Origin of the sequence: Streptomyces sp. TS71-3 (genome assembly GCF_018327685.1) — a bacterium.
Classification (GTDB): Bacteria; Actinomycetota; Actinomycetes; order Streptomycetales; family Streptomycetaceae; genus Streptomyces.
Genome location: NZ_BNEL01000003.1, coordinates 1,667,435 through 1,689,543 on the forward strand (window position 1 = coordinate 1,667,435; position 22,109 = coordinate 1,689,543).

A 22,109-nucleotide genomic window follows, 5' to 3' on the forward strand; every position below is an offset into this window, starting at 1 on the left:
ACCGTTGCCGCGAAATTTCCGACACAGTTCAGAAACTTTCTGTGAGGGGATGCCGTGACGGACCGCAACTCCCTCGGGGGACCGGGCACACCAGCGCCCCGCACCGTCCGTGCGGCGGTCCTGCGCCGGGCCGGCGAGCCCCTGGGCGTCGAGGACGTCCTGCTGGACGCGCCCCTGGCGGGCGAGGTGCTGGTCAGGATCGACGCGGCGGGCGTGTGCCACACCGACCTGCACTACATGGCCGGCGACCTGTCCAGCCGGCTGCCCGCGGTGATCGGCCACGAGGGCACCGGTGTCGTCGAGGCCGTCGGCGAGGGCGTGACCCTGGTGGCCGCCGGGCAGCGGGTGTGCCTGCTCTGGCGCCCCCGCTGCGGTGAGTGCCGGTACTGCGTCACCGGCGCCCCGGCGATGTGCGAACGTGCCGCGGTGCAGGCCGCCTACGGTGGGCTGCTCGACGGGACCAGCAGGCTCCGGCTCCCCGACGGCGGTGCGCTGCACCACCTGATGGGCGCCTCCTGCTTCGCCCGGTACGCCGTGGTGTCCGAGCGCGCCGTCGTGGCCGTGCCGGACGGAGTGCCCGCCGAGGTCGCGGCCGTCGCGGGATGCGCCGTGATCACCGGTGTGGGGGCCGTACTCAACGCCGTCGGCGGCTGCGCGGGAGCGTCCCTCGCGGTGTTCGGCGCGGGCGGCGTCGGGCTGAGCGCGGTCATGGGTGCCCGGCTCGCGGGCGCCTTCCCGGTGATAGCGGTCGACGTGGTGGCCGAACGCCTCGATACGGCCGTGGAACTGGGCGCCACCCACGTCGTCGACGCGTCGCGGAGGGATGTGGCCGCCGAGCTGAGACGGCTCGTCCCCGGCGGGCTCGACCACGCCATCGAGGCGATCGGCCGCCCGGACGTCCTCGCCATCGCCTTCGACGCCCTCCGACCCCGCGGCCAACTCGTACCGATCGGCCTCAGCAGGCCCGACACCGCTCTGTCCGTGCCGCTGAACCAGGTCGTCCAGCACGAGAAGCGCATCGTGGGCAGCCTGTACGGCTCGTCGAACCCGGTGGTGGACCTGCCCAGGCTCTTCGCCCTCCACGCGGCGGGGCGGTTGCCGCTCGACCGGCTCGTGGGACGCACCTACCCGCTGGAGCAGATCAACGACGCCTGCGACGACCTCGGCAGGGGCGCCGTAGGCAGGGGAGTGGTGCTGCCGTGGGCGGCGTGAGGGGGCGTCCGCCCGTGGAGTACGCCCGCTATCCCAGCCTGGCCGGCAAGGTGGTCTGGGTCTCCGGCGGCGCCACCGGCCTGGGCGCCGAGTTCGTGCGGCAGTTCTGCGCCCAGGGCGCCAGGGTGGCGTTCGCCGACATCGACGAGCCGGCTGGGAGGCTGCTGTGCGACGCGGCCGCGGAGGAGACCGGCTCCCGCCCGCTCTTCCTGCCCGCGGACGTCCGGGACGTGCCCGCGTACACCGAGGCCCTCGCGACGGCCGCCCGCACCCTCGGCCCGGTCTCGGTGCTGGTGAACAACGCCGCCGACGACGACCGCAGGGACAGCGCCACGATCGACCAGGCCTACTGGGACGACAAGCTCGCGGTGAACCTGCGGCACCACTTCTTCGCCATCCAGGCCGTGACCCCGGGCATGCGGGAGCTCGGCGGCGGCTCGATCGTCAACATGGGCTCGGTCTCGGCGCACATCCCGCTGACCAGGATGCCGGCCTACATCGCGTCCAAGGCGGCCGTGGAGGGCCTTACCCGCACCCTCGCCCGCGAGCTGGGCCCGGACCGCATCCGCGTCAACTGCGTCATCCCAGGCTGGATCATGACCGAGCGCCAGCTGAGGGACTGGGTCACCCCGGAGGCGGAACAGCTCATCGACGCGTCGCAGAGCCTGCCGGGACGGCTGGTCCCGGCGGACGTGGCCCGCATGGTGCTCTGGCTGGCCGCCGACGACAGCGGCCTGTGCACCGGGCAGAAGTGGGTGGTGGACGGCGGATGGACGTGACGTCCTCACCGGCCATCCGGGGCCGCACGTCCCGCACGGCTCCCGCTCGGCACACCGGAACCGCACACGGCAAGCGCACACCGCGACCGCACATCGCAAGCGGACACCGCGGCCGTATACCGCGATCGCACACCGCAACCGCACACCGCAACCGCGCACCGGACGACCCACCACACCGGCGGAAGGCCCGAGCGGTGTGGCCGATCCGCCGGTGAGCCCGACCCCCGCACCCGACGCCCCATGCCTCCCCGCACCCCGCGAATCCCCCCGCACCTCCCCGCACCCCACGCCCCACAGGAGCAGCACCGTGAGAGTCCTCTACATCGGCGGTACGGGCACCATCAGCTCGGCCTGCGTCAGCGCCTCGGTCCGGCACGGCGCCGACGTGCACGTCCTCAACCGGGGCCGCACGCAGGAGCGGCGCCCGCTGCCCGGCGCGGTGACCAGTCTCAGCGCGGACGTCACGGATCCGGACGCCCTCGCGCACGTGCTGACGGGCCGTGACTTCGACTGCGTCGTCAACTTCCTCTCCTTCGGCGCCGACGACGCGGCGGCGATGGTCCGGCTGCTGCGCGGACACGTCGGGCAGTACATCCACATCAGCTCGGCGTCCGCCTACCACAAACCGGTCCGCCGGCTGCCGATCACCGAATCCACCACGTTGCGCAACCCCTACCTCCGCTACGCGCAGGACAAGATCGCCGCGGAGGACGTGCTCCGCCGTGCCTACGAGGAGGAGGACTTCCCGGCGACGATCGTGCGTCCCTCGCACACCTACGACGACGCGCACCCGCCGCTGCCGGGCGACTGGACGGCGTGGGACCGCCTCTCGCGCGGGGACGAGATCGTGGTGCCCGGCGACGGCACCAGCCTCTGGACGCTCACCCACGCCGACGACTTCGCGGTGGGCCTCACCGGCCTGATCGGCAACGCGCAGGCCGTCGGCGAGGACTTCCACATCACCTCCGACGAGGTGCTGTCGTGGAACGAGATATACGGGGTGGTCGGCCGGGTCACCGGATCCGCCGCGAGACTGCTGCACCTGCCCTCCGACCTGCTGCCCGCCGTCGCCCCCGACTGGTTCTTCTCGGACCTGATCGTGGGGGACCTCCAGCACAGCGCCGTCTTCGACAACACCAAGATCCGGCGCCACGTGCCCGCGTTCCGCCCCGTGGTCACCTGGTCACAGGGGGCACGGCGGTTGCGTGACTGGCGCGCCGGGCACGAGGCCGCGACGCGCCCCGACCCCGCCGTCGACGCCGTGCTCGACCGGCTGGTGCGCGCCCGGCACGCGGCCGCAGAGGCCGCCGCCGCTCTCGCGCCATGAGCACCTGCCCGCTTCCCGACGCCTCCCGAGAACGGTGAAACCACGATGATCGTCCCCGCTCCCGCAACGGGATCCGGTGTCCCGGACCCGACCGTTCCGCGGCCCTTCGGCCGCACCGGCCTGGCCGTCACACCGGTCTGCGTCGGTACCAGTCCGCTCGCGAGCATGCCCGCGCTCTACGGCTACAGCGTCGACGGCCAGCGCGCCGAGGACACCGTGGCGGCGGTCCTGGACGGTCCGTTCACCTTCATGGACACCTCCAACGGCTACGGAGGCGGTACGGCGGAGCGCAGCATCGGTGCCGTGCTGCGCCGTCGCGGAGGTCTGCCGGAGGGATTCGTGCTGGCCACCAAGGCGGACGCCGATCCTGAGACGGGCGCCTTCGACGGTGCTCGGGTGCGTCGCTCGGTGGAGGAGAGCCTGGAACGGCTCGGCCTCGACCGGATCGCGGTGCTCTACCTGCACGACCCCGAGTTCCACATGACGTTCGAGGAGGCCATGGCCCCCGGGGGAGCGGTGGAGGCGATGGCGGCGCTGCGCGACGAGGGCGTGGTGGGGCACCTCGGTGTCGCGGGCGGGCAACTGGACATGATGCTCCGCTTCGTGGCCACCGGGGAGTTCGCGGCGGTGGTCAACCACAACCGCTGGACCCTCGTCGACCGCGGTGCCGAACCGCTGATGGACCTCGCCCGCAGCAAGGGCACGGCGTTCGTGAACGGTGCCCCGTACGGGGGCGGCATGCTCGTCAAGGGGCCCGATGCCCAGCCGCGGTACGCCTACCGCGAGACACCCGAGGCCGTGCGCGAGGCCGTGCGCGCCATGCAAGGGGCCGCCGAGCGGCACGGTGTGAGCCTCGCCGCCGTCGCGCTCCAGTTCTCCCTGCGCGACCCCCGTGTGACCTCGACCATCGTCGGTTTCTCGCGCCCCTCCAGGGTCGCCGACACGCTGCGTCTGGCGACCACGCCGGTGCCGGACGGGCTGTGGGAGGAGATCGAGCGGCACGTGCCCGCGCGCGTTCACTGGCTCCCCTGACCGCCCGGCCCCTCACGCGGCCACCGCGCCTCCGGTCGCCTTCGACGTCCCGGTCGCCTCCGACGCCCCCGTCGCCTGCGACGCGGCTCCGGACCGCCCGCGCCGCGGCGGGTGCGCGAGGCGACACGGCCGGGGAGCCGCCCAGCCCCCGGTACCTTCCGAGCCCTGGGCTACCCTCCGAGCGCCCGGCTGCCTTCCGAGCCCCGCTCTCCGAACCCTCGGCTACCCTCCCCGCCCCCGGCTGCCTTCCGGGCTCCCGGCCACCTCCCACGCCGTAAACGACATGCGGGCCCCTGAAGTACTACGTGCCAACAGGTCCCCCTACTCAATCGATAGCCACATCTGGCCACTCTTGGTCCGGTCCATTGACGACCACGCCTCCGCTGGGCAGCGTGGGGGCGCTCCGTGCCACCTTCTCTCCCCCCCCGGAGGTTCCGCATGGCCATCGAACTGGTCGTCAACGGCAAGAAAGCGAACGTCGCCTCGTCACCCGATACGCCGTTGCTCTACGTGCTGCGCGGAGAACTCGGCCTGTCGGGGCCGAAGTTCGGCTGCGGCCTGGAACAGTGCGGCGCCTGCTCGGTGCTGTCGGACGAAGGCGCGCGGCGCACCTGCGTGAAGCCCGTCTCGGAGTTCGAGGGGCAGAACATCACGACGGTGGAGGGGTTGCCCGAGCTCTGGGCGAAGGACGACGCGAGACGGCACACGGACCTCCACCCCGTCCAGCAGGCCTGGATCGAGGAGCAGGTCCCCCAGTGCGGCTACTGCCAGAACGGGATGATGATCACGGCCGTCAACCTGCTCGCCGCCAACCCCGACCCCTCGGTGAGCGAGATCATGACGGCGTTCAGCACCTCGGGCCCCTCAGCCCACCTGTGCCGGTGCGGCACCTACGACAAGATCATCAAGGCGGTACAGCGTGCCGCCGAGCTGATGGCCTGAGGAGCCGGAGATGACCATGAGAGACGAATCCGGGGCGGTCAGCCGGCGCGGCCTCCTCAAGGCGGGCGGGGCCCTGGTCGTGCTGTCGGCGGCGGTTCCGGCCGCCCTGCGGACGTCGGTCGCGGAAGCGGCCGCGACCGGAACGCCCTTCCCCACCCCCGAGATGACCGACCTCTCCACGTGGCTGACGGTGCACGCCAACGGCGACGTCACCTGGCGCACCGGCCACGTCGAGCTGGGCCAGGGGAACCGGACCGCCCTCGCGCAGATGGTGGCCGAGGAGATCGACGTCGCCTTCGACAAGGTCACGCTGGTGATGGGCAACACCGACGTCACACCCGACCAGGGAGTGACGGCCGGCAGCGGCACGATCGCCCGAGCCGGGGTGCAGGCCCGGCTGATCGCCGCCGAGGCCCGGGCCACCCTGCTCGCCCTGGCCTCCGAGCGGCTGCACGCCCCGGTGGACGAGCTCACGGTCCACGACGGCGTGGTCCGCCATGGCGCGAGGCAGATCAGTTACGGCCGCCTCGTCCACGGCAAGGCGCTCACGGCGGAGACGCCGATCGTGATCGACGGCCAAGGCACGCATGTCGGGGCCACACCCAAGCCGTTCACCGAGTACACCCTGGTCGGCCAGTCCGTCCCCCGGGTCGACATCGTGGACAAGGTCCGCCAGAAGACCATGTTCGTCCATGACGTCAGGGTCCACGGCATGCTCCACGCCCGGGTCGTCCACCCCAAGGGGATCGGCTCGACCGTGATCTCGGTGGGCCGCCTGCCGTCCGGGAGCAGCGCGCAGGTGGTCCAGCTCGGCAACCTGGTCGCGGTGGTCGCACGGCAGGAGTGGGACGCGGTCAAGGGAGCGGCCGCCCTGCCGGTCACCTGGTCGGACTGGAACGGCCTGCCCGGGAGCGAGGAGTGGCCCGCCGCCATGCGTGCCCTGCCGGGCAACACCATGACGCATGCCAGCCAGGGCGACTTCGAGGGCGCCTACGCCGCCGCCGAACACACCCTGGAGGCGACGTACCAGACCCCGTTCGAGAACCACGGCATGTTCGGGCCGAGCTGCGCCGTCGCCGACGTGCGCCCGGACGGCAGCGTGACCGTCTGGTCCACCACCCAGTACCCGCAGGGGCTCAGGAAAGGCATCGCGCAGATGCTGGACATCGCCCCCGAGCAGGTCGAGGTGGTCTGGGTCGACGGACCCGGCACCTACGGGCGCCTCAGCGCCAACTACGACGACGCGGCCTCGGAAGCGGTGTTCCTCTCCCAGAAGCTGGGCAAGCCGGTGCGCGTGCAGTGGAGCCGTGAGGACGAGCACATCTGGGAGCCGCACGGCCCGGGCACGCTCCACGACATGGCGGCCGGATTCGACGAGTCCGGCAACGTCACGGCCTGGAAGCACGACGCGTTCATGGCGCCGAACAACGACAGCACCATGCTCGGGCCCCTCCTGGTCGGCGTGCAGAAGCCGAGCGGGCGCAAGCCGGTCGGGAACTGGACCGGTCCCGACCTCTACCAGTTCCCCAACCTGCTGGAACTCGCGCACCAGCTGCCGGAGTTCGGTGCCGACACCTCGCCCTACGGGTTCGGCCTGCGCACCACCTTCCTGCGCTCACCCGGCCAGTACCAGATCACGTTCGCCCAGGAGGCCTTCGTCGACGAGATCGCGGCCAGGACCGGACAGGACCCGCTCCAGCTCCGTCTGAAGTACCTCACCGACCCCCGGGCGATCGCCGTCCTGCAGGCGGCCGCCAAGGCGGCCGGGTGGGAGCCGCGGTCCTCGCCCAAGGGGGATGCGAGCACCGGCGAGGGCACCTTCACCGGGCAGGGCATCTCGTTCGTCCTGCGCGACGGCACCTACGCCGCCGGGGTGGTCAGGCTGGAGGTGACTCCCACCACGGGCAAGGTCCTGCTCACGGAGGTGACCGTGGCGCAGGACCAGGGGCAGATCATCAACCCGCGCGCCATCGAGCACCAGATCTCCAGCTGCGTGATCCAGACGGCGAGCCGGGTGCTCCACGAGGAGGTGAAGTTCGACACCTCCAACGTCACCACCGTCGACTGGGAGAGCTACCCGATGCTCCATATGGACGAGACGCCGACGATCAACACGGTCCTCGTCCCCAACCCCCAGACGGCTCCCTCGGGCGTCGGCGAGCCGGCCGTCAACGTGATGCCGTCCGCCATCTCCAGCGCCATCTTCGACGCCACCGGCGTGCGGCTCCGCACGATGCCCTTCACGGCCGAGGCGGTCAAGGCGGCCATGGGGTAGCCGGACAGCCAGCCGGGCACGGTCGCCCAGAGCGCTTCGCCGAGTGTCCCCGGGCACCGGTGGGGTGAGGTACCACGAAGGTCCCGGTCCGGCGGACCGGGACCTTCGGTATGGCGGAGGGGTCGTGACGGGTCGTGACAGGGACCGACGGATCAGCGCACGTCGCCCGGTCGCTACGCCGTGGCGGGCCGGCCTGGGGGAACGTCGCTGCCGAGCGTCACTACACTCGTCACTCCCTCTGTCAGACGCGGCGTCCGTCGAGAACCGCCGCAGCACCACCAGTGAGGCGACATGTCAGATCCCCGGCCGTCCGACAGGCAGATCGCGGCCGAACACCGCCGCGGCGCCGCGCCGACCGCGACCGGTGCCGGCGGCCGCAGCCGGCTGTCCCTGCTGGCCCTGGCCGCACCGAGCGTGTCGGCGGCCGTCGCGGCGCTGTTCCTGCTCGTGGGCGGTCTCAGCAGCCTCCGCGGGCATTCCTACCTCGGCGCGGGCGTGATGACGGTGGGCAAGCTGGCCGGAGCCATCGCGGCGGGGGCCCTGGTGGGCGACCTCGGCTGGCAGCTGGCCGAGGCCCGCAAGCGCCAGACCCGGCGGGAGCCCGCGGCGCCGGGTGGGGCATGACGGCCTTCCAGGGGTGCTCAGCCGTCCGGCTCGTGTCGTGCGTCCGACCAGAAGGCGGCGCATGCCTGATGCAGGGAGGCTGCTCAGAGGCCTGATGCGGGGAGACTGCTCAGAAGGTGGAGGAGTCGTGGCAGGACTCACGCCGCGCGAGGCCGGTATGTACTGTCTCGCGCAGGGCAGACCTGAGATGAGCACACTCGACGAATGGGGCTGGGCATGGGGATCGCGGGCGTTTTCAGCGCCATTGTCATCGGTATCGTCATCGGCGTCCTGGGCCGGCTCGTCGTGCCCGGTCGCCAGCACATCGGCGTGATATGGACGATCCTCGTCGGGATCGTCGCGGCATTCGTCGGCACGGGGATAGCCGCCGCGTTCGGAGTCGCCGACACCAAGGGCATCGACTGGATCGAGATCGTCATCCAGGTCGTGCTGGCCGCCGTCGGCGTCACGTTCCTGGACCGCGCGAAGTCCCGCCGCTGACCGTGGCCGTCATGGCCACCCGTACTCCCTGACCCCCTTGGTCGCCGTCCGCCCACCCGCGGGCGGCGACGCGGTCGCTCAGCCGGCGCTCTTGCGCGCCAGGAAGACGGCCGGCTCGCGGGGGAGCCGTGCCGTGCCGTGCGCGCACGGGGCCTTCGACGCGCCGGCGTTCGCGGCGTCGCCTGCGGCCCTGTCTTCCTGCGTCCTCCGCGTGCCTGCCGCCTCCGCCTCCCTGCGTCCTCCGCGTGCCTGCCGCGCTTTCGCGCCGGCGCCTCCCGGAACCTGGCCTTCGGACGGACGGATCCCCGCGACCGTCCCGTACCGCATACCGGAACCCCCGCTTGTCCCTCCGCGCGGCCGATGTCAGCGTCTGGCGCTGGGCCGGCCGTGTGGGCGGCCGGCCGGAAGTCGCCGTGGAAGCAGGGCGACAAGGGAGGAGACGTCGTGAGTCGTGGGGTTGCTCGGGGGACGTGGCGGACGGTGCGTTCCGGTGCTTCGCGGAAGTGGCGGGTGGTCGGCGCCGGGATGGTGGGCGTGGGGCTGCTGGCCTCGGGGTGCGCGGACCCGGCCGGAGGTGCCGGGGCCGCGGGGAGCGCCGGGGGCGGTACGGCGACGCTGACGTACCTCAACACGCTGCCGATCGAGACCCTCACCTACGCGCCCGAACTGGTCGCCGACACCAAGGGCTTCTTCGCCGCGCAGCACGTCAAGGTCGACTTCCAGTTCGTCAACGGCACGCCGCCCGCCATCGCCGCCGTGATGTCCGGCAGGGGCCAGCTCACCCGGGCCGGGGACGCCGACATCATCAAGAGCATCGTCACCAAGGGCGCGAAGATCACCAACGTGGGCACCGTGCAGAAGGGCGGCGCCACCATCCGGATCGTCTCGGACACCAGGAGCGCCGTGCGCAAGCCCGCCGACCTGCGCGGCAAGACGATCGGCGAGTCCGCGCTCGGCGGCACCACGGAGGGCCTGCTCACCCTCCTGCTCTCCTCGGCCGGTATGAAGCTCTCCGACCTGCACCAGCAGGTGGTGCCGCTGAGTGCGGGCACCTTCAGCCTGGTCCAGAAGGGCCGGCTCGACGGGTTCATGCCCTCGCTGGACACCGCCACCGCGCTCAAGGCCGCCCACAAGGACGCCGTCACCTTCGATCTGTCCAAGTACATCGCCGCCGGCTCGCAGGCGTACATCACCTCGCCCGCGCAGGCCGGGGACCCGAAGACGCGCGACGCCATCCACCGCTACCTGCGGGCGATCAAGTCGGCCATCCAGTTCATCGTCGCCGACCAGAAGGACGGCTACGCCAAGACGATGAAGGCGATCGGTACGAAGTACCACGTGCCGGCCTTCGACCAGCCCGAGGTCGCGAAGGCCTCCCTGGACGGCTACGTGGCCTCCTGGACCTACGGCGGGGCCGACGGCGCGGTGCAGACCGACCACAAGCGCTGGAAGGCCGTCTACGGCGAGATGGTCAAGGCGGGCATGGTGCCCGGCGGCAAGGACCCGGAGCAGTGGGTCGACGACCGGATGTCCCCGGCCTCCTGACGACGACGGACTCCGGAGGGCCCACCCCATGCGCATCACCGCACTGGACAGCCTGCACTGCGGTGCCGGCACCCGCACCTGGTCGTTCCTCAGGCTGACCACCGACACCGGGGTCACCGGATGGTCCGAGTACAGCGACAGCGAGCTGGGCAGCGTGGCGCTGTCCAGCGTGATCGAACGCCTCGGCCGCCGGGTGCTGGGGCACGACCCGCGGCGCGTCGGGCTGCTGGAGGCCACGCTCCGGGCCCGGTTGCGCGAGGCCGCCGGCGGGCTCGCCCAGCGCGCCGTCGCCGCCATCGTGAACGCCGCGCTGGACGCCAAGGCACGCCACCTCGACGTCCCGGTGTACGAGCTGTTCGGCGGCGCCGTCCGGGACAGCGTCCCGCTGTACTGGTCGCACTGCGGCCTCGGCCGGATCCGGATGTCCGAGGCGCTCGGCACGCCGGCGCTGCGGGACCTGGACGACGTTCGCGCGCTGGGCGCCGAGGTGCGCGAACGCGGCTACCGCGCGCTGAAGACCAACCTGCTCGTCGCGGATGCCGGCGGGGTGCGGCTGTGGCTGCCCGCCTGGGGCGGCGCGGGCTTTCCGGAGCTGGAACCGGAGCCCGAGCTGCTGGCCGGTGCCGCGGACGTGCTGCGCGCCTTCGCCGAGGGCGCCGGGCCGGGCGTGCGGATCATGCTCGACGTCAACTTCAACGTCAAGGGTCCGGCGATCGGCCGCCTGGCCAGGGCGCTCGCACCGCTCGGCGTGGACTGGCTGGAGGTCGACAGCCACGACCCCCGGCCGCTGCTCGCCGCCCGTGGCGGCGGGGTGCGCATCGCCTCCTGCGAGTCGGTGCACACGGCACGCGCGTACCGGCCGTTCTTCGACGCGGGCGCGGTGGACGTGCCCATCGTGGACGTGGCGTGGAACGGGCTGCCGGAGGCCGTCCGGGTCGCCGCGCTGGCCGACACGTACGACCTGAACATCGCGCCGCACAACTGCGCGGGGCACCTCTACACCTTCATGAGCGCCCACCTCGCCGCGGCCACCGCGAACCTCTCGGTGCTGGAGTACGACGTGGACGGCGTGCCCTGGCGGGACGAGGTGTTCACCCGGGCTCCCGAGATCGCCGACGGCCGGATGGCGGTGCCGGACGGCCCGGGTTGGGGCTGCGAGCCGGACGAGGAGGCGATCCGCGCGCATCCCGCCACGGCCACCGCCGTCTGAGCCCGGCAGGACACCGTCCCGTGCGGCCGGGGCGGCACGGGCTCCACCCGCCACCGTCCGAGCCCGGCCACACCGTCCGGTGCGCCTGCCCACCAGCGCCGTGGGCCTGCCCACCATCGCCGTGCGCCCGCCCACCACCGCAAGCCTCCTGCCCATCGCCGCAGGGCTCCGCCATCGCCGTCCGGGTCCCACCGCGCCCGGCCCCGGTGCGTCCGCCCGCCGCTCCCCCCCGTCACTCCGAGGAGTCCCCATGCCCGCCGTCCCGTCCTCCGTGCCCCCGATCACCTCACTCGACGCCCGGTTGGTCAGCTACCGCTTCCCCGTGCGGCCCGAGCCGCTGGCCGTGGGGAGCGCGGAGCGCCGGGACGTGGTGCTGGTGCGGGTGCGGTGTGCGGATGGGACGGTGGGGTACGGGGAGGCCTTCCACGGGCATGCGGGCAGCGCCGTCGCCGAGATCGTCAACACCACCATGCAGGACGTGGTGGTCGGCCGGGCCCCGTACGAGACCCGGGACGTGGGCGCGGAGACCTTCCACCGGTTCGTGTACGCGGCCGGGATGTCCAGCGGGTTCCTCCTCGCGCTCAGCGGTGTGGACCTCGCGATGTGGGACGCCTGGGGCAAGGTGTGCGGGCAGCCGGTGCACCGCCTGCTGGGCGGTTCGCTCACCGAAGCGGACGTCTACGGCGGCGGGTTCACGCTCGGCTTCCAGCCGCCCGAGCGGCTGGCCGACGAGGTGCGGCGGATGCGGGAGGCCTTCGGCCTCGACGCCGTCAAGCTCCGCGTCGGCCAGGCGCCCGGTGCCGACCTGGACCGGGTGCGGCACGTCCGGGAGGCGTTCGGGGACGGCCTGGAGATCATGGTGGACGCCAACCTGGGCCACCGCTACGACGTGGCGCGGATCGCCGGGGCGCTGGGCGAGCTGGGCGTGGGCTGGCTGGAGGAGCCGTACGCGCCGCAGCAGCCGGCGCGGTTCGCGGCGCTGCGTGCGCGGGGCCTGGTGCCGCTGGCCGGCGGGGAGAACCTGGGCGGCGCGGCGGAGTTCGCGGACTGGATCGGCCGGGGCGCGCTGGACGTCGTCCAGCCGGACGTCAGCCGGGTCGGCGGGATCACCGAGGCGGTGCGGATCGGGGCGCTGGCGCGCGCCGCGGGGCTGCGCTTCGCGCCGCACATCTCGCACAGCTGCCTCAACCACGCCGCCACGCTGCACGTGATCTCCGCCGTCGGCGACGGCGTCTTCGAGGCGGACGGCAGCGCGGTGAACCCGTTCCGCGACGGGGTGTTCTCCAGCGGCATCACGTTCTCGGGCGGCCGGGTGCGGCTGCCGGACGCGCCGGGGCTCGGCGCCCGGGTGGACGAGTCGGCGCTGGCCTCGTACCCGGGCGAGACGGGATCGCCGTTCCCGCGGGTGTGGTGAGGCGGGGCCGGCCGCCCGCGTACCGGCCGTCCGGGGGCGGCCCTAGGCAGCCGCCCCGTCCACCGCCCATAACGCGCCGAGCTGCCGCGACAGCGACAGCGACGCCGTGAGCACCGCGGGGGCGAGGTGCCGGGCCGAGCGGAGGCTCTCCAGGCCCGTGACGGAGACCGCGGCGACCGCCTCGCCGCCGCCCGCGAACAGCGGTGCGGCCACGCAGTGCAGGCCGATGTGGGATTCCTGGAGGTCGTAGGCGATGCGCCTCTTGCGGATGGTGCCGAGCTCGCTGCGCAGCACTCCGGGGTCCACGTTGGTCTTGACGGTGCGCCGCCGCAGGCCGGCCTCGATGACCTCGTCGACCAGCTCCGGCGGGCCGAAGGCCAGCATCGCCTTGCCGAGCGCCGTGCAGTGCAGCGGCAGCCGCCCGCCCGTTCGGGAGTGCGGCACGGGCACGTCGGGGGCGAAGAGCTTCTCGACGTAGACGATGTCCATGCCGTCGCGGACCGCGAGGTTCACGGTCCTGCGCGTGGTCACGTAGAGGTCTTCCAGGTACGGCAGGGCGATGTCGCGCAGGTTGCGCGCGGACGGCACGAGGTGCCCCAGCTCGAACAGCCGCATGCCCAGGCGCAGGCCGCCGGGTGAGCGCTCCAGGGCACGCCATTTCACGAGGTCGCCGACCAGGCGGTGGGCCGTCGACTTCGGCAGGCCCGCCTTGGCGGCGAGCTCGGTCAGGGTGAGTTCGCCGTCGCCCTTGTCGAACGCGTCGAGAAGGGTGAGGGCCCTGATGAGGGACGAGGTTGGGTTCCGCATATCGGAACGCACCTTTCCACGACATCGGTCCGCTGACCAGGGTTGCGTCCGACGAAGACGAAGCAGTGGAGAACGCCAAAGGAGGCGGATCATGACTGCGCTGAAACGGGCAGCGAGCCCCGGAAGGTGCTGCGTCGCCCTCGGCGCGGCGGCGACGCTGGCGCTGACGGCCTGCGGCGGGCCGGCGAGTGACGCCGCCGCCGGCAGTGCCAGGGGCCTGGACACCATCACCTTCCTGACGAACGTGCCGACCGCGGGCCTGACCTGGGCCCCGGAGCTGGTCGCCGACACCTGCGGGCAGTTCGCGAAGCAGCACCTGAAGGTGAAGTTCCAGTACATCAACGGCGCCCCCGCCGGGGTGCAGGCCGTGCTCGCCGGCTCCGCCCTGCTGGTGCGGCCCGGCGACACGGACGCCATGCAGTCCATCGCGACCGGGGCGCCGATCGTGAACGTGGGCGCGGTGCAGAAGGGCGGCGCCACGCTGCGCATCGTCTCCGACAGGCACCACCCGCTCACCACCCCGGCATCCCTCAAGGGCAAGACCATGGGCGTGGGCTCCACGGGCGGCTCCACGAAGGTCATGCTCGACCTGGTGCTCGCCACCGCCCACCTCAAGCCGGACGCGCTCACGCGCCAGGTGGTGGGCCTCACGCCGGGCGTCTTCAACCTGGTCCAGAGCGGCAAGCTGGACGGCTACGTGGTCTCGCTCGACACCGCCTACACGCTCCAGAAGCAGCAGAAGGACGTGGTGGTGACGAACCCCGCGGACTTCATCACGGCGGGCTCGAACAACTACGTCACCTCCGCCAGGCAGCTGAAGGACCCGGCCAAGGCGTCCCAGATCCACCGGTTCGAGGCGGGCATCCAGGCGGCCATGCGGTTCATCATCGCCGACCAGGCCGACGACTACGCCAAGACGAAGAAGTGCATCGCGTCCAAGTACGACGTGGCCAGCCTCAAGGACGACGAGGTGGCCCGCCGCTCCCTGGACACCTACGTCAAGGCCTGGACCACCGGCGGAGCGGACAAGCTGCTCCAGACCGACCCGAAGGCCTGGCAGAAGACCTACGACGAGCTGACGTCGGCCGGCCTGATCAAGAAGGGCCTCAAGCCGGCCGCGTGGTACTCGAACGCGCAGGTCCCCAAGGGCGCCGGCGCGTCGGGGAGCGCCCCGAGGGCCGCCGCGCCGCGCACCGCCGCGACCGGGAAGGAGCAGTGATGATGGCGGGCGAGAGCAAGCTGGCCAACGGGCCGGGCGCCGGGCTCACCGGCGGGGCGGACCAGGCGCAGGACGGATCCGGGAACGGCAGGCAGGACGGATCCGGGAACACCGCGGGCGAGGGCCTGGAGCTGTCCGGGGTCAACAAGGTCTACCAGGCGCGGCGCGGCGAGGTCACCGCGCTCAGCGACGTGAACCTGCACATCAGGAGCCGCGAGTTCATCTCGCTGGTGGGCCGCTCGGGATGCGGCAAGACCACCCTGCTGCGCATCCTGGCCGGCCTGGAAGCGCCCAGCTCCGGCACCGTGCGGGCCGATGGCCTCGACGTGTGGAGCGGTACGCGGCGAGGCGGCGAGGCGCTGGCGAAGTTCGGCGTGGTCTTCCAGGAGGCCAACCTCTTCCCCTGGTACACGGTGCAGGAGAACGTCGTGCTGCCCCTGAAGCTGCGCGGCGCCGGCAAGGCCGAGCGGCGCGCGGAGGCGGAGCGGCTGTGCGCGCTGGTGGGCCTCGGCGGCTTCGAGAACGCCTACCCGCGTGAGCTCTCCGGCGGCATGCGGCAGCGCGCCGCCATCGCCCGGGCGCTCAGCTACCAGCCCAGCGTGCTGCTGATGGACGAGCCGTTCGGCGCTCTGGACGCGCTGACCAGGGACAAGATGAACCTGGAGCTCCAGTCCATCCACGCCGCCTCCGGCGCGACGATCGTCTTCGTCACGCACTCCATATCCGAGGCGGTCTTCCTGGCCGACCGCGTGGTGCTGCTGACGCCGCGCCCCGGCCGGATCCGCTCCGTCACCCCGGTCGCCTTCGAGCGGCCGCGGTCCCTGGACACCCAGAGCAACGGTGACTTCCAGCAGGTCGTACGGGCGCTCAGGCACGAACTTGACGAGGAGTCATGAGCAAAGCGCGTGAAGGTCAGTCCAGGGCGCTGCCCTGGGTGTCCTCGGTGATCATCCTGGCGCTCGTGCTGGGCGCCTGGCAGTTCGCGGTGTCGGTCATGAGGGTCTCGCCCTTCATCATCCCCTCGCCGCACTCCGTGTGGACGTCGCTGAGCACCATGCTCGGCTTCGGCTCGGGCGGCACCGGGGCCGGCGGCGGGTCGGCGTGGAGCGACATCCGCACCACGCTGGTCGAGGTCGTGGTGGGCTTCGTGATCGCGCTGGTGCTCGGGATCGCGGTGGGCGCGGTGCTGGGCCGGGTGCGCTGGCTGGAGCGCGCGCTCCAGCCGACGCTGGTGGCGTTCCAGGTGGTGCCCAAGGTGGCGTTCGTGCCGATCATGGTGATCTGGTTCGGCTTCGGCATGAACTCGAAGATCATCATCGCGGCGATCCTCGCCTTCTTCCCGATCATGCTGAACGTCCTGCTGGGCGTCCGCTCGGTGGACACCGGCCACCGGGACGTGATGCGCAGCCTCGGCGCCACCCGGTGGGCGACGTTCAGGAGCCTGGAGCTGCCGAGCATGCTGCCGTACGTCTTCGCCGGGGCCGAGGTCGCGATCGTGTTCTCGGTGATCGGGGCCATCGTCGGCGAGTACCTGGGGGGCAGCACCGGGCTCGGCTACCGGGTGGTGTCCAGCCTGAACGCGCTGGACGCGCCGGGGCTCTTCGCGGTGATCATCGTGCTCGCGGTGATCGGCTCGCTGCTGTTCGCGGTGGTCAGCTCGTTGAAACGGTTCCTGATCCCCTGGCACGACTCCGTCTCCGGGATCTGATGCGCGGCCATGGTTCTCGTCGACACCGCCCGCCTGCGGGCCACCCTCCACACCATCCTGACCGACCACGGAGTCCCCGGGGACGCCGCCGACCTCCAGGCCGACCTGCTGGTCGCCGCCGAACTGCGCGGCCACCCCTCACACGGCGTACTGCGGCTGCGCCGCATCGTCGAGCGCATCCGGGGCGGGGTCGCCGACCCGAAGGCCCGGGGCCGGCACCACTGGAGCGGCAGCGCGCTGCTCGACGTGGACGGTGAGCAGGGGCTCGGTCCCGTGGTGGCGGTGGAAGCGCTCGGCGCCGTGCAGGAGCGGGCCAGGACCAGCGGCGTGGCCGCCGCCGTGATCCGCAACAACAACCACCTCGGGATGCTCGGCTGGTACGTGGAGCGGATCGCGCGGGACGGCCAGATCGCCCTGGCCACCTGCACCAGCGAGGCCCTGGTCCACCCGTGGGGCGGGCGCCGCGCCCTGGTCGGTACCAACCCGATCGCCATCGGCGTGCCCACCGACGGCGAGCCGCTGGTCTTCGACATGGCCACCGGCGTCGTCTCGATGGGCAAGATCCACGACTACGCGCACCGGGGCCTGGAGCTGGAGGAGGGCTGGGCCCTGGACGCGGACGGCGAACCCACCACCGACCCGCGCCGCGCGGCCCTCGGCGCCATCGCCCCGTTCGGCGAGTCCAAGGGCTACGCCCTCGGCCTGTCGCTGGAGGCGCTGGTGGCGGCCCTGACCGGCTCCGCGACCGGTACCGGCGTGCGCGGCACGCTCGACTCCGAGCTGCCCAGCTCGAAGGGCGACGTGTTCGTCGTCTTCGACGCGCCCCGGCCAGGGGCGGCGGAGGCGATCGGCCGCTACCTCCAGCTGGTCCGCGACTCCGAGCCCGCCGCCGGCCACGGCCCGGTGCGGGTGCCCGGCGACCGGGCCCGGCAGTGGCGCACGGCGGCCCAGGCGGACGGCATCGAGGTCACCGAGGAGGTCTGGCGGGACCTCACCGACCTGGCCAGGGCGGCGGGCGGCACTCTCCCGACGACAGCGAAGAAGAGGGAGCTTTCATGACGGACGCACCCCCGACGGCCCCCGCCCCGCGCGGCGCGCCGGCGGGCACCACCCCCGCGGCAGACGGCTACGGCCTGCTGCGGGGCCCCCGGCAGATCGTCTTCGGCGCCGGCCAGCGGCACGGCCTCGGCCCGGTGGTGGCCGGGCTCGGCAGCAGGGCGCTGGTCTGCACCGACCGCAGGATGGCCGGGCAGGAGGAGTTCCGGACGCTGCTCGACGGGCTGCGCCGCGCGGTGCCGTTCGTGGAGGTCTACGACGACGTGCAGCCCGAGCTGCCCGTTGCCGGCCTCGTCGACTGCGTGGCCAAGGTGGCGGGCCACCGCCCGGACGTGGTCGTCGGCATCGGCGGCGGCAGCTGCATCGATCACGCCAAGGTGGTCTCGCTGCTGCTCGTGCACGGCGGGCGGCCCGCCGACTACTACGGCGAGTTCGCCGTGCCGGGGCCCGCACTGCCGGTGGTGGCGGTGCCGACCACCGCGGGCACCGGCTCGGAGGCCACCGCGGTGGCCGTGCTCGCCGACCCCGAGCGGGCCACCAAGGTCGGCATCTCCAGCCCGTACCTGATCCCGGACACCGCGATCGTCGACCCGGAGCTGAGCCGCAGCTGCCCGCCGGGCCTCACCGCGCACACCGCCGCGGACGCGCTGACGCACTGCGTCGAGTCCTTCACCGCCATCCGCAGGACGCCGGAACCGGGACTGGCGCGCGAGCGCGTGTTCGTCGGCAAGTCCCTGCTCACCGACACCTATGCCCTGGCCGGGACCGAGCTGATCGGCCGCAGCATCGTGGCGGCCGTGCGCGACGGCGCCGACGCGGCGGCCCGGCACGACCTCCAGCTCGGCGCGCTCTACGGTGGCCTGGCGCTGAGCACCGCGGGAACGGCCGCCGCACACGCCCTCCAGTACCCGATCGGCGCGCTCACCCACACCCCGCACGGCGTCGGCGTGGGCGCCCTGCTGCCGTACGTGATGGCGTACAACCTGCCGGCCAGGGTCCCGGAGTTCGCACAGCTCGCCGCGGCACTCGGCTGCTCCGGCGACGGCGACGGCGACGGCGACGGTGGCGGTGGCGGTGGCGGTGGCGGTGACGACCGCGGCCCGGGTGCCGGTGACGGCCGGGCCGGCGGTGACGGCGACTCGGGCGGCGGCGAGCGGGCGCGGGCCCGGGCCGCCGTCGAGCGGGTCGCCGAACTGCTCGCCGCGGTCGGCATCCCCCGCACCCTGGACGGCCTCGGCCTGACCGCGGGCCAGCTCGCCACCGTGGCCGAGCAGGGCATGAACGCGGCACGCCTGGTGCAGAACAACCCGCGCCCGCTGGACGCCGGGCAACTGGGGCTCATCGTCGACGCCGCGTTCGAGGGCGACCTCGACGGGCTGCTGCGCACGGCGGTGGACGAGGCGGCCGGCGCACCGGTCGCCGGACAGCACCCGGTCCGGGAGCGGACACGGACACGGACCGGTACGGAGAGGAAGCGGTGAAGACGGTGACCGAGGACCTGAGGACCCGGCTGTTCATCGGCGGCGAGTGGCGGACCGCGGAAGGCGGCGGCACGTTCGAGGTGCTCGACCCCTCGACCGGGAATCCGATCGCCCGGGTCGAGGACGCCGGGCCCGCCGACGCGCTGGCGGCGGTGGAGGCGGCGCACCGCGCCCAGCCCGCCTGGGCCGCGCTCGCACCCCGGGAGCGCGCCGAGATCCTGCACGGCTGCTACGAGGTGATGACCGAGCGCGCCGAGGAACTGGCGGCACTGATCTCGCTGGAGAACGGCAAGGCGCTGGCGGACGCGCGGGGCGAGGTGGCGTACGCGGCGGAGTTCTTCCGCTGGTACTCGGAGGAAGCCGTCCGGGTCGTCGGCGACCTGTCCGTCGCACCCGGCGGCGCCAACCGGATCATGGTGCAGCACCAGCCCGTCGGCGTCGCCGTGCTGGTGACGCCGTGGAACTTCCCGGCCGCCATGGCCACCCGCAAGATAGCCCCGGCGCTGGCCGCCGGCTGCTCGGTGGTCCTCAAGCCCGCCGCGCAGACGCCGCTGACCGCCTACGCCGTCGCCGACATCCTGCACGAGGTCGGGGTGCCCGCGGGCGTGGTCAACGTGCTGACCACCGAGGACCCGGGACCCGTGGTGTCCGCGATGCTGCACGACCCGCGGGTGCGCGCGCTGTCCTTCACCGGCTCCACGCCGGTCGGCCGGCTGCTGCTGCGCGAGGCGGCCGACCAGGTCCTCAAGTGCTCGATGGAGCTGGGCGGCAACGCCCCGTTCATCGTCTTCGACGACGCCGACCTCGACGACGCGCTGGACGGCGTGATGATCGCCAAGATGCGCAACGGCGGCCAGGCCTGCACCGCCGCGAACCGCATCTACGTCCAGCACGGCATCCGGGAGGCGTTCGTGCGCGGGCTCGCCGAGCGGATGGGCGCGCTGGTGCTGGGACCCGGGACGGACCCCGGGACGCAGTGCGGTCCGCTGGTCGACGAGGCCGGCGTGCGCAAGGTGGAGCGGCTGGTGGGGGAGGCCGTGGCGGCCGGCGCGTCGGTGGTGGTCGGCGGTGAGCGCCCGCAGCGTGACGGCTACTTCTACCCGCCGACGGTGCTCGACGGTGTGCCGCCCGCGGCGGCGATGGCCCGCGAGGAGGTGTTCGGACCGGTCGCCGGAGTCATCCCGTTCGGCACCGAGGACGAGGTGGTCGCCGCCGCGAACGACACCGAGCACGGCCTTTCCGCCTACGTCTACACCCGCGACCTCGCCCGCGGCCTGGCCGTCGCGGAGCGCCTGGAGAGCGGCATGGTGGCGGTCAACCGCGGCCTGGTCTCCGACCCCGCGGCACCGTTCGGCGGCGTCAAGCAGAGCGGCCTGGGCCGTGAGGGCGGCGGCGAGGGGCTCAGGGAGTTCACCGAGCAGAAGTACGTGGCGGTGGCGTGGTGAGGGCACGCGTACGCGGCGGTGGCGCGGCGCAGGCCGGGCCACCGGCCGGCGCCGGGTACGCGGTCGTGCCGGCAGTGCCGGGTGGTGGCGCGGTGCGCCGGGAGGAGCTGTGATGCGGGACGACCTGACCATCCGCCGGGTGGTGGCGCGCGAGCTGGAGTGGACCATGCCGGACCTGGCACCGGACCGCACCGGCCTCAACCACGCCTACCGGCCCGGCGCCCGGTCCACCAACACCGGCTACGTCGTGACCGTGGAGACCGCGGGCGGCGTCACCGGCGAGTACTCCTGGTCGCAGGGCGGCAAGGGCGTGTCCACCGCGCAGATCGCCATGGTGGCCCGCTACCTGATCGGCAGGAACGCGCTGCACCGCGAGCGGATCTGGAACGACGTCAAGCGCGCCCTGCGCAAGCAGGACCGCTTCGGCCTCGGACCGCTCGACATCGCCCTGTGGGACATCGCGGGCAAGAGCCTCGGCGCCCCGGTCCACGAACTGCTCGGCACCTACCGCACCGCCCTGCCCGCGTACGCCTCCACGCACTTCGGCGACGAGCACGGCGGCCTGGACAGCCCCGCGGCCTTCGCGGACTTCGCGGTGCGCTGCAGGGAACTGGGCTATCCCGGCTTCAAGATCCACGGCTGGGGCGGCGGGCCGATCGCCCGCGAAGTGGAGGCGGTGCTCGCCACCCGGGCGGCGGTCGGCCCCGCCATGGACCTGATGATCGACCCGGCCTGCGAGTACGAGACCTTCGCCGACGCGCTCAAGGTCGGCAGGGCATGCGACGAGGCGGGCTACTTCTGGTACGAGGACCCGTACCGCGACGGCGGCGTCTCGTCCTTCGCACACCGCAAGCTCCGCCAGCTGATCAGGACCCCGCTGCTGCTCGGCGAGCACGTGCGCGGCCTGGAGGCGCACGTCGACCAGATCCTCGCCGAGGGCACCGACTTCGTCCGGGCCGACCCCGACTACGACGGCGGCATCACGGGCGTCATGAAGATCGCACACGCCGCGGAGGGCCTCGGCCTGGACGTGGAGATCCACGCCGCCGGCCCGGCGCAGCGGCACTGCATGGCGGCCATCCGCAACACCAACTACTACGAGCTCGCCCTGGTCGGCCCCAAGCTCGACCCGAAGAGCAGCCACTACCACGCCTACGCGGACGGCTATGCCGACGATCTCACCTCGGTCGACGCCGAGGGCCGCGTCCACGTACCGGAGGGACCCGGACTCGGCGTGACGCTGAACTGGGAGTGGATCCGGAGCAGTGAGACGGGGGTGGCGGTCTACGAGTAGGGGCTGCTCCCTGCGTCCGCGGGCTTCGCGGTCCGCCCCTGGCAGGTGCCAGGTGCCAGGTGCCAGGTGCCGCCACCCGGCGGCGGGGACGTGTGATGGGTGAGGTGCGGCGGCGCGGCTGTTCCCCTCGCTGTCCGTCGAGGACACCACGCAGGCGTTCCTGCTCGGATCCGTCGTCGTGGCTCTCGTCCTGCTGGTCGCCACCCGCGGCCGGCTCGGGCTCGGGAGGGGCGCGATACCGCCGCTCGGGGCCTCCGCG

Annotated in this window: 19 protein-coding genes; 18 read left to right on the forward strand and 1 reads right to left on the reverse strand. The window is 72.9% G+C overall.

The genetic code is table 11. From position 1 onward, the window contains the following. Nucleotides 1-54: 54 nt before the first annotated feature. The 11 genes from Sm713_RS31385 to Sm713_RS31435 all read left to right on the forward strand — a co-directional run bounded on the left by Sm713_RS31385 (nt 55) and on the right by Sm713_RS31435 (nt 12,840). Complete coding sequence (locus Sm713_RS31385; RefSeq protein WP_212913353.1) at nt 55-1,212, forward strand: zinc-binding dehydrogenase; 1,158 nt, start codon at nt 55-57, stop codon at nt 1,210-1,212. Further along, complete coding sequence (locus Sm713_RS31390) at nt 1,209-1,991, forward strand: SDR family NAD(P)-dependent oxidoreductase (protein WP_212913354.1); 783 nt, start codon at nt 1,209-1,211, stop codon at nt 1,989-1,991. Before Sm713_RS31385 ends, Sm713_RS31390 begins: the two co-directional genes overlap by 4 nt. Nucleotides 1,992-2,298: 307 nt before the next feature. Beyond that, a complete protein-coding gene (locus tag Sm713_RS31395; RefSeq protein WP_212913355.1) occupies nt 2,299-3,318 on the forward strand; it encodes an NAD-dependent epimerase/dehydratase family protein in 1,020 nt (339 codons plus the stop codon). A 45-nt stretch (nt 3,319-3,363) separates the two neighbouring features. Beyond that, on the forward strand, nt 3,364-4,350 hold the full coding sequence (locus tag Sm713_RS31400; RefSeq protein ID WP_212913356.1) for an aldo/keto reductase: 987 nt from the start codon (nt 3,364-3,366) through the stop codon (nt 4,348-4,350). Nucleotides 4,351-4,788: 438 nt separating this feature from the next. Beyond that, complete coding sequence (locus Sm713_RS31405; protein ID WP_212913357.1) at nt 4,789-5,292, forward strand: (2Fe-2S)-binding protein; 504 nt, start codon at nt 4,789-4,791, stop codon at nt 5,290-5,292. A gap of 10 nt (nt 5,293-5,302) precedes the next feature. Then, nucleotides 5,303-7,567, forward strand: a complete 2,265-nt coding sequence (locus Sm713_RS31410; protein WP_212913358.1) for a xanthine dehydrogenase family protein molybdopterin-binding subunit — start codon at nt 5,303-5,305, stop codon at nt 7,565-7,567. A gap of 291 nt (nt 7,568-7,858) precedes the next feature. Then, on the forward strand, nt 7,859-8,191 hold the full coding sequence (locus Sm713_RS31415; protein WP_212913359.1) for a hypothetical protein: 333 nt from the start codon (nt 7,859-7,861) through the stop codon (nt 8,189-8,191). Between the two features lie 216 nt (nt 8,192-8,407). After that, complete coding sequence (locus Sm713_RS31420) at nt 8,408-8,671, forward strand: GlsB/YeaQ/YmgE family stress response membrane protein (RefSeq protein ID WP_212914972.1); 264 nt, start codon at nt 8,408-8,410, stop codon at nt 8,669-8,671. Between the two features lie 444 nt (nt 8,672-9,115). Then, nucleotides 9,116-10,216, forward strand: coding sequence for an ABC transporter substrate-binding protein (locus Sm713_RS31425; protein ID WP_212913360.1), 1,101 nt, complete (start codon nt 9,116-9,118; stop codon nt 10,214-10,216). A 28-nt stretch (nt 10,217-10,244) separates the two neighbouring features. Continuing rightward, a complete protein-coding gene (locus tag Sm713_RS31430; RefSeq protein WP_212913361.1) occupies nt 10,245-11,426 on the forward strand; it encodes a mandelate racemase/muconate lactonizing enzyme family protein in 1,182 nt (393 codons plus the stop codon). Nucleotides 11,427-11,676: 250 nt separating this feature from the next. Next, nucleotides 11,677-12,840 carry a mandelate racemase/muconate lactonizing enzyme family protein gene (locus Sm713_RS31435; RefSeq protein ID WP_212913362.1) on the forward strand — a complete coding sequence of 388 codons (1,164 nt, stop codon included), beginning with the start codon at nt 11,677-11,679 and terminating at the stop codon, nt 12,838-12,840. A 42-nt stretch (nt 12,841-12,882) separates the two neighbouring features. Here the strand turns inward: Sm713_RS31435 and Sm713_RS31440 are convergent, their stop codons facing one another. Then, nucleotides 12,883-13,647, reverse strand: a complete 765-nt coding sequence (locus Sm713_RS31440; RefSeq protein WP_212913363.1) for an IclR family transcriptional regulator — start codon at nt 13,645-13,647, stop codon at nt 12,883-12,885. A 91-nt stretch (nt 13,648-13,738) separates the two neighbouring features. On the opposite strand from Sm713_RS31440, the gene Sm713_RS31445 reads away from it, so the two are divergent. The 7 genes from Sm713_RS31445 (at nt 13,739) to Sm713_RS31475 (ending at nt 21,850) form a co-directional block, all read left to right on the forward strand. Then, nucleotides 13,739-14,866 carry an ABC transporter substrate-binding protein gene (locus Sm713_RS31445; RefSeq protein WP_212913364.1) on the forward strand — a complete coding sequence of 376 codons (1,128 nt, stop codon included), beginning with the start codon at nt 13,739-13,741 and terminating at the stop codon, nt 14,864-14,866. After that, complete coding sequence (locus Sm713_RS31450; protein WP_212913365.1) at nt 14,866-15,762, forward strand: ABC transporter ATP-binding protein; 897 nt, start codon at nt 14,866-14,868, stop codon at nt 15,760-15,762. Before Sm713_RS31445 ends, Sm713_RS31450 begins: the two co-directional genes overlap by 1 nt. Then, nucleotides 15,759-16,574: an ABC transporter permease gene (locus Sm713_RS31455; RefSeq protein WP_212913366.1), complete on the forward strand. Its 816-nt coding sequence runs from the start codon at nt 15,759-15,761 to the stop codon at nt 16,572-16,574. Before Sm713_RS31450 ends, Sm713_RS31455 begins: the two co-directional genes overlap by 4 nt. A gap of 9 nt (nt 16,575-16,583) precedes the next feature. Next, nucleotides 16,584-17,633 carry an Ldh family oxidoreductase gene (locus Sm713_RS31460; RefSeq protein ID WP_212913367.1) on the forward strand — a complete coding sequence of 350 codons (1,050 nt, stop codon included), beginning with the start codon at nt 16,584-16,586 and terminating at the stop codon, nt 17,631-17,633. Further along, on the forward strand, nt 17,630-19,111 hold the full coding sequence (locus tag Sm713_RS31465) for an iron-containing alcohol dehydrogenase (protein WP_212913368.1): 1,482 nt from the start codon (nt 17,630-17,632) through the stop codon (nt 19,109-19,111). The genes Sm713_RS31460 and Sm713_RS31465 overlap by 4 nt, the downstream gene beginning before the upstream one ends. Then, on the forward strand, nt 19,108-20,556 hold the full coding sequence (locus Sm713_RS31470) for an NAD-dependent succinate-semialdehyde dehydrogenase (RefSeq protein ID WP_249416812.1): 1,449 nt from the start codon (nt 19,108-19,110) through the stop codon (nt 20,554-20,556). Before Sm713_RS31465 ends, Sm713_RS31470 begins: the two co-directional genes overlap by 4 nt. A 112-nt stretch (nt 20,557-20,668) precedes the next feature. Next, complete coding sequence (locus tag Sm713_RS31475; RefSeq protein ID WP_212913369.1) at nt 20,669-21,850, forward strand: enolase C-terminal domain-like protein; 1,182 nt, start codon at nt 20,669-20,671, stop codon at nt 21,848-21,850. Nucleotides 21,851-22,109: the final 259 nt, after the last annotated feature.

What these genes read in the sequence shown, in the direction of transcription:
- Sm713_RS31415 (WP_212913359.1), top strand. Translation starts at nt 7,859, where the DNA reads ATGTCAGATCCCCGGCCGTCCGACAGGCAGATCGCGGCCGAACACCGC.
- Sm713_RS31450 (WP_212913365.1), top strand. Translation starts at nt 14,866, where the DNA reads ATGATGGCGGGCGAGAGCAAGCTGGCCAACGGGCCGGGCGCCGGGCTC.
- Sm713_RS31420 (WP_212914972.1), top strand. Translation starts at nt 8,408, where the DNA reads ATGGGGATCGCGGGCGTTTTCAGCGCCATTGTCATCGGTATCGTCATC.
- Sm713_RS31440 (WP_212913363.1), bottom strand. Translation starts at nt 13,647, where the DNA reads ATGCGGAACCCAACCTCGTCCCTCATCAGGGCCCTCACCCTTCTCGAC.
- Sm713_RS31430 (WP_212913361.1), top strand. Translation starts at nt 10,245, where the DNA reads ATGCGCATCACCGCACTGGACAGCCTGCACTGCGGTGCCGGCACCCGC.
- Sm713_RS31475 (WP_212913369.1), top strand. Translation starts at nt 20,669, where the DNA reads ATGCGGGACGACCTGACCATCCGCCGGGTGGTGGCGCGCGAGCTGGAG.
- Sm713_RS31435 (WP_212913362.1), top strand. Translation starts at nt 11,677, where the DNA reads ATGCCCGCCGTCCCGTCCTCCGTGCCCCCGATCACCTCACTCGACGCC.
- Sm713_RS31400 (WP_212913356.1), top strand. Translation starts at nt 3,364, where the DNA reads ATGATCGTCCCCGCTCCCGCAACGGGATCCGGTGTCCCGGACCCGACC.
- Sm713_RS31445 (WP_212913364.1), top strand. Translation starts at nt 13,739, where the DNA reads ATGACTGCGCTGAAACGGGCAGCGAGCCCCGGAAGGTGCTGCGTCGCC.
- Sm713_RS31460 (WP_212913367.1), top strand. Translation starts at nt 16,584, where the DNA reads ATGGTTCTCGTCGACACCGCCCGCCTGCGGGCCACCCTCCACACCATC.
- Sm713_RS31405 (WP_212913357.1), top strand. Translation starts at nt 4,789, where the DNA reads ATGGCCATCGAACTGGTCGTCAACGGCAAGAAAGCGAACGTCGCCTCG.
- Sm713_RS31410 (WP_212913358.1), top strand. Translation starts at nt 5,303, where the DNA reads ATGACCATGAGAGACGAATCCGGGGCGGTCAGCCGGCGCGGCCTCCTC.
- Sm713_RS31465 (WP_212913368.1), top strand. Translation starts at nt 17,630, where the DNA reads ATGACGGACGCACCCCCGACGGCCCCCGCCCCGCGCGGCGCGCCGGCG.
- Sm713_RS31455 (WP_212913366.1), top strand. Translation starts at nt 15,759, where the DNA reads ATGAGCAAAGCGCGTGAAGGTCAGTCCAGGGCGCTGCCCTGGGTGTCC.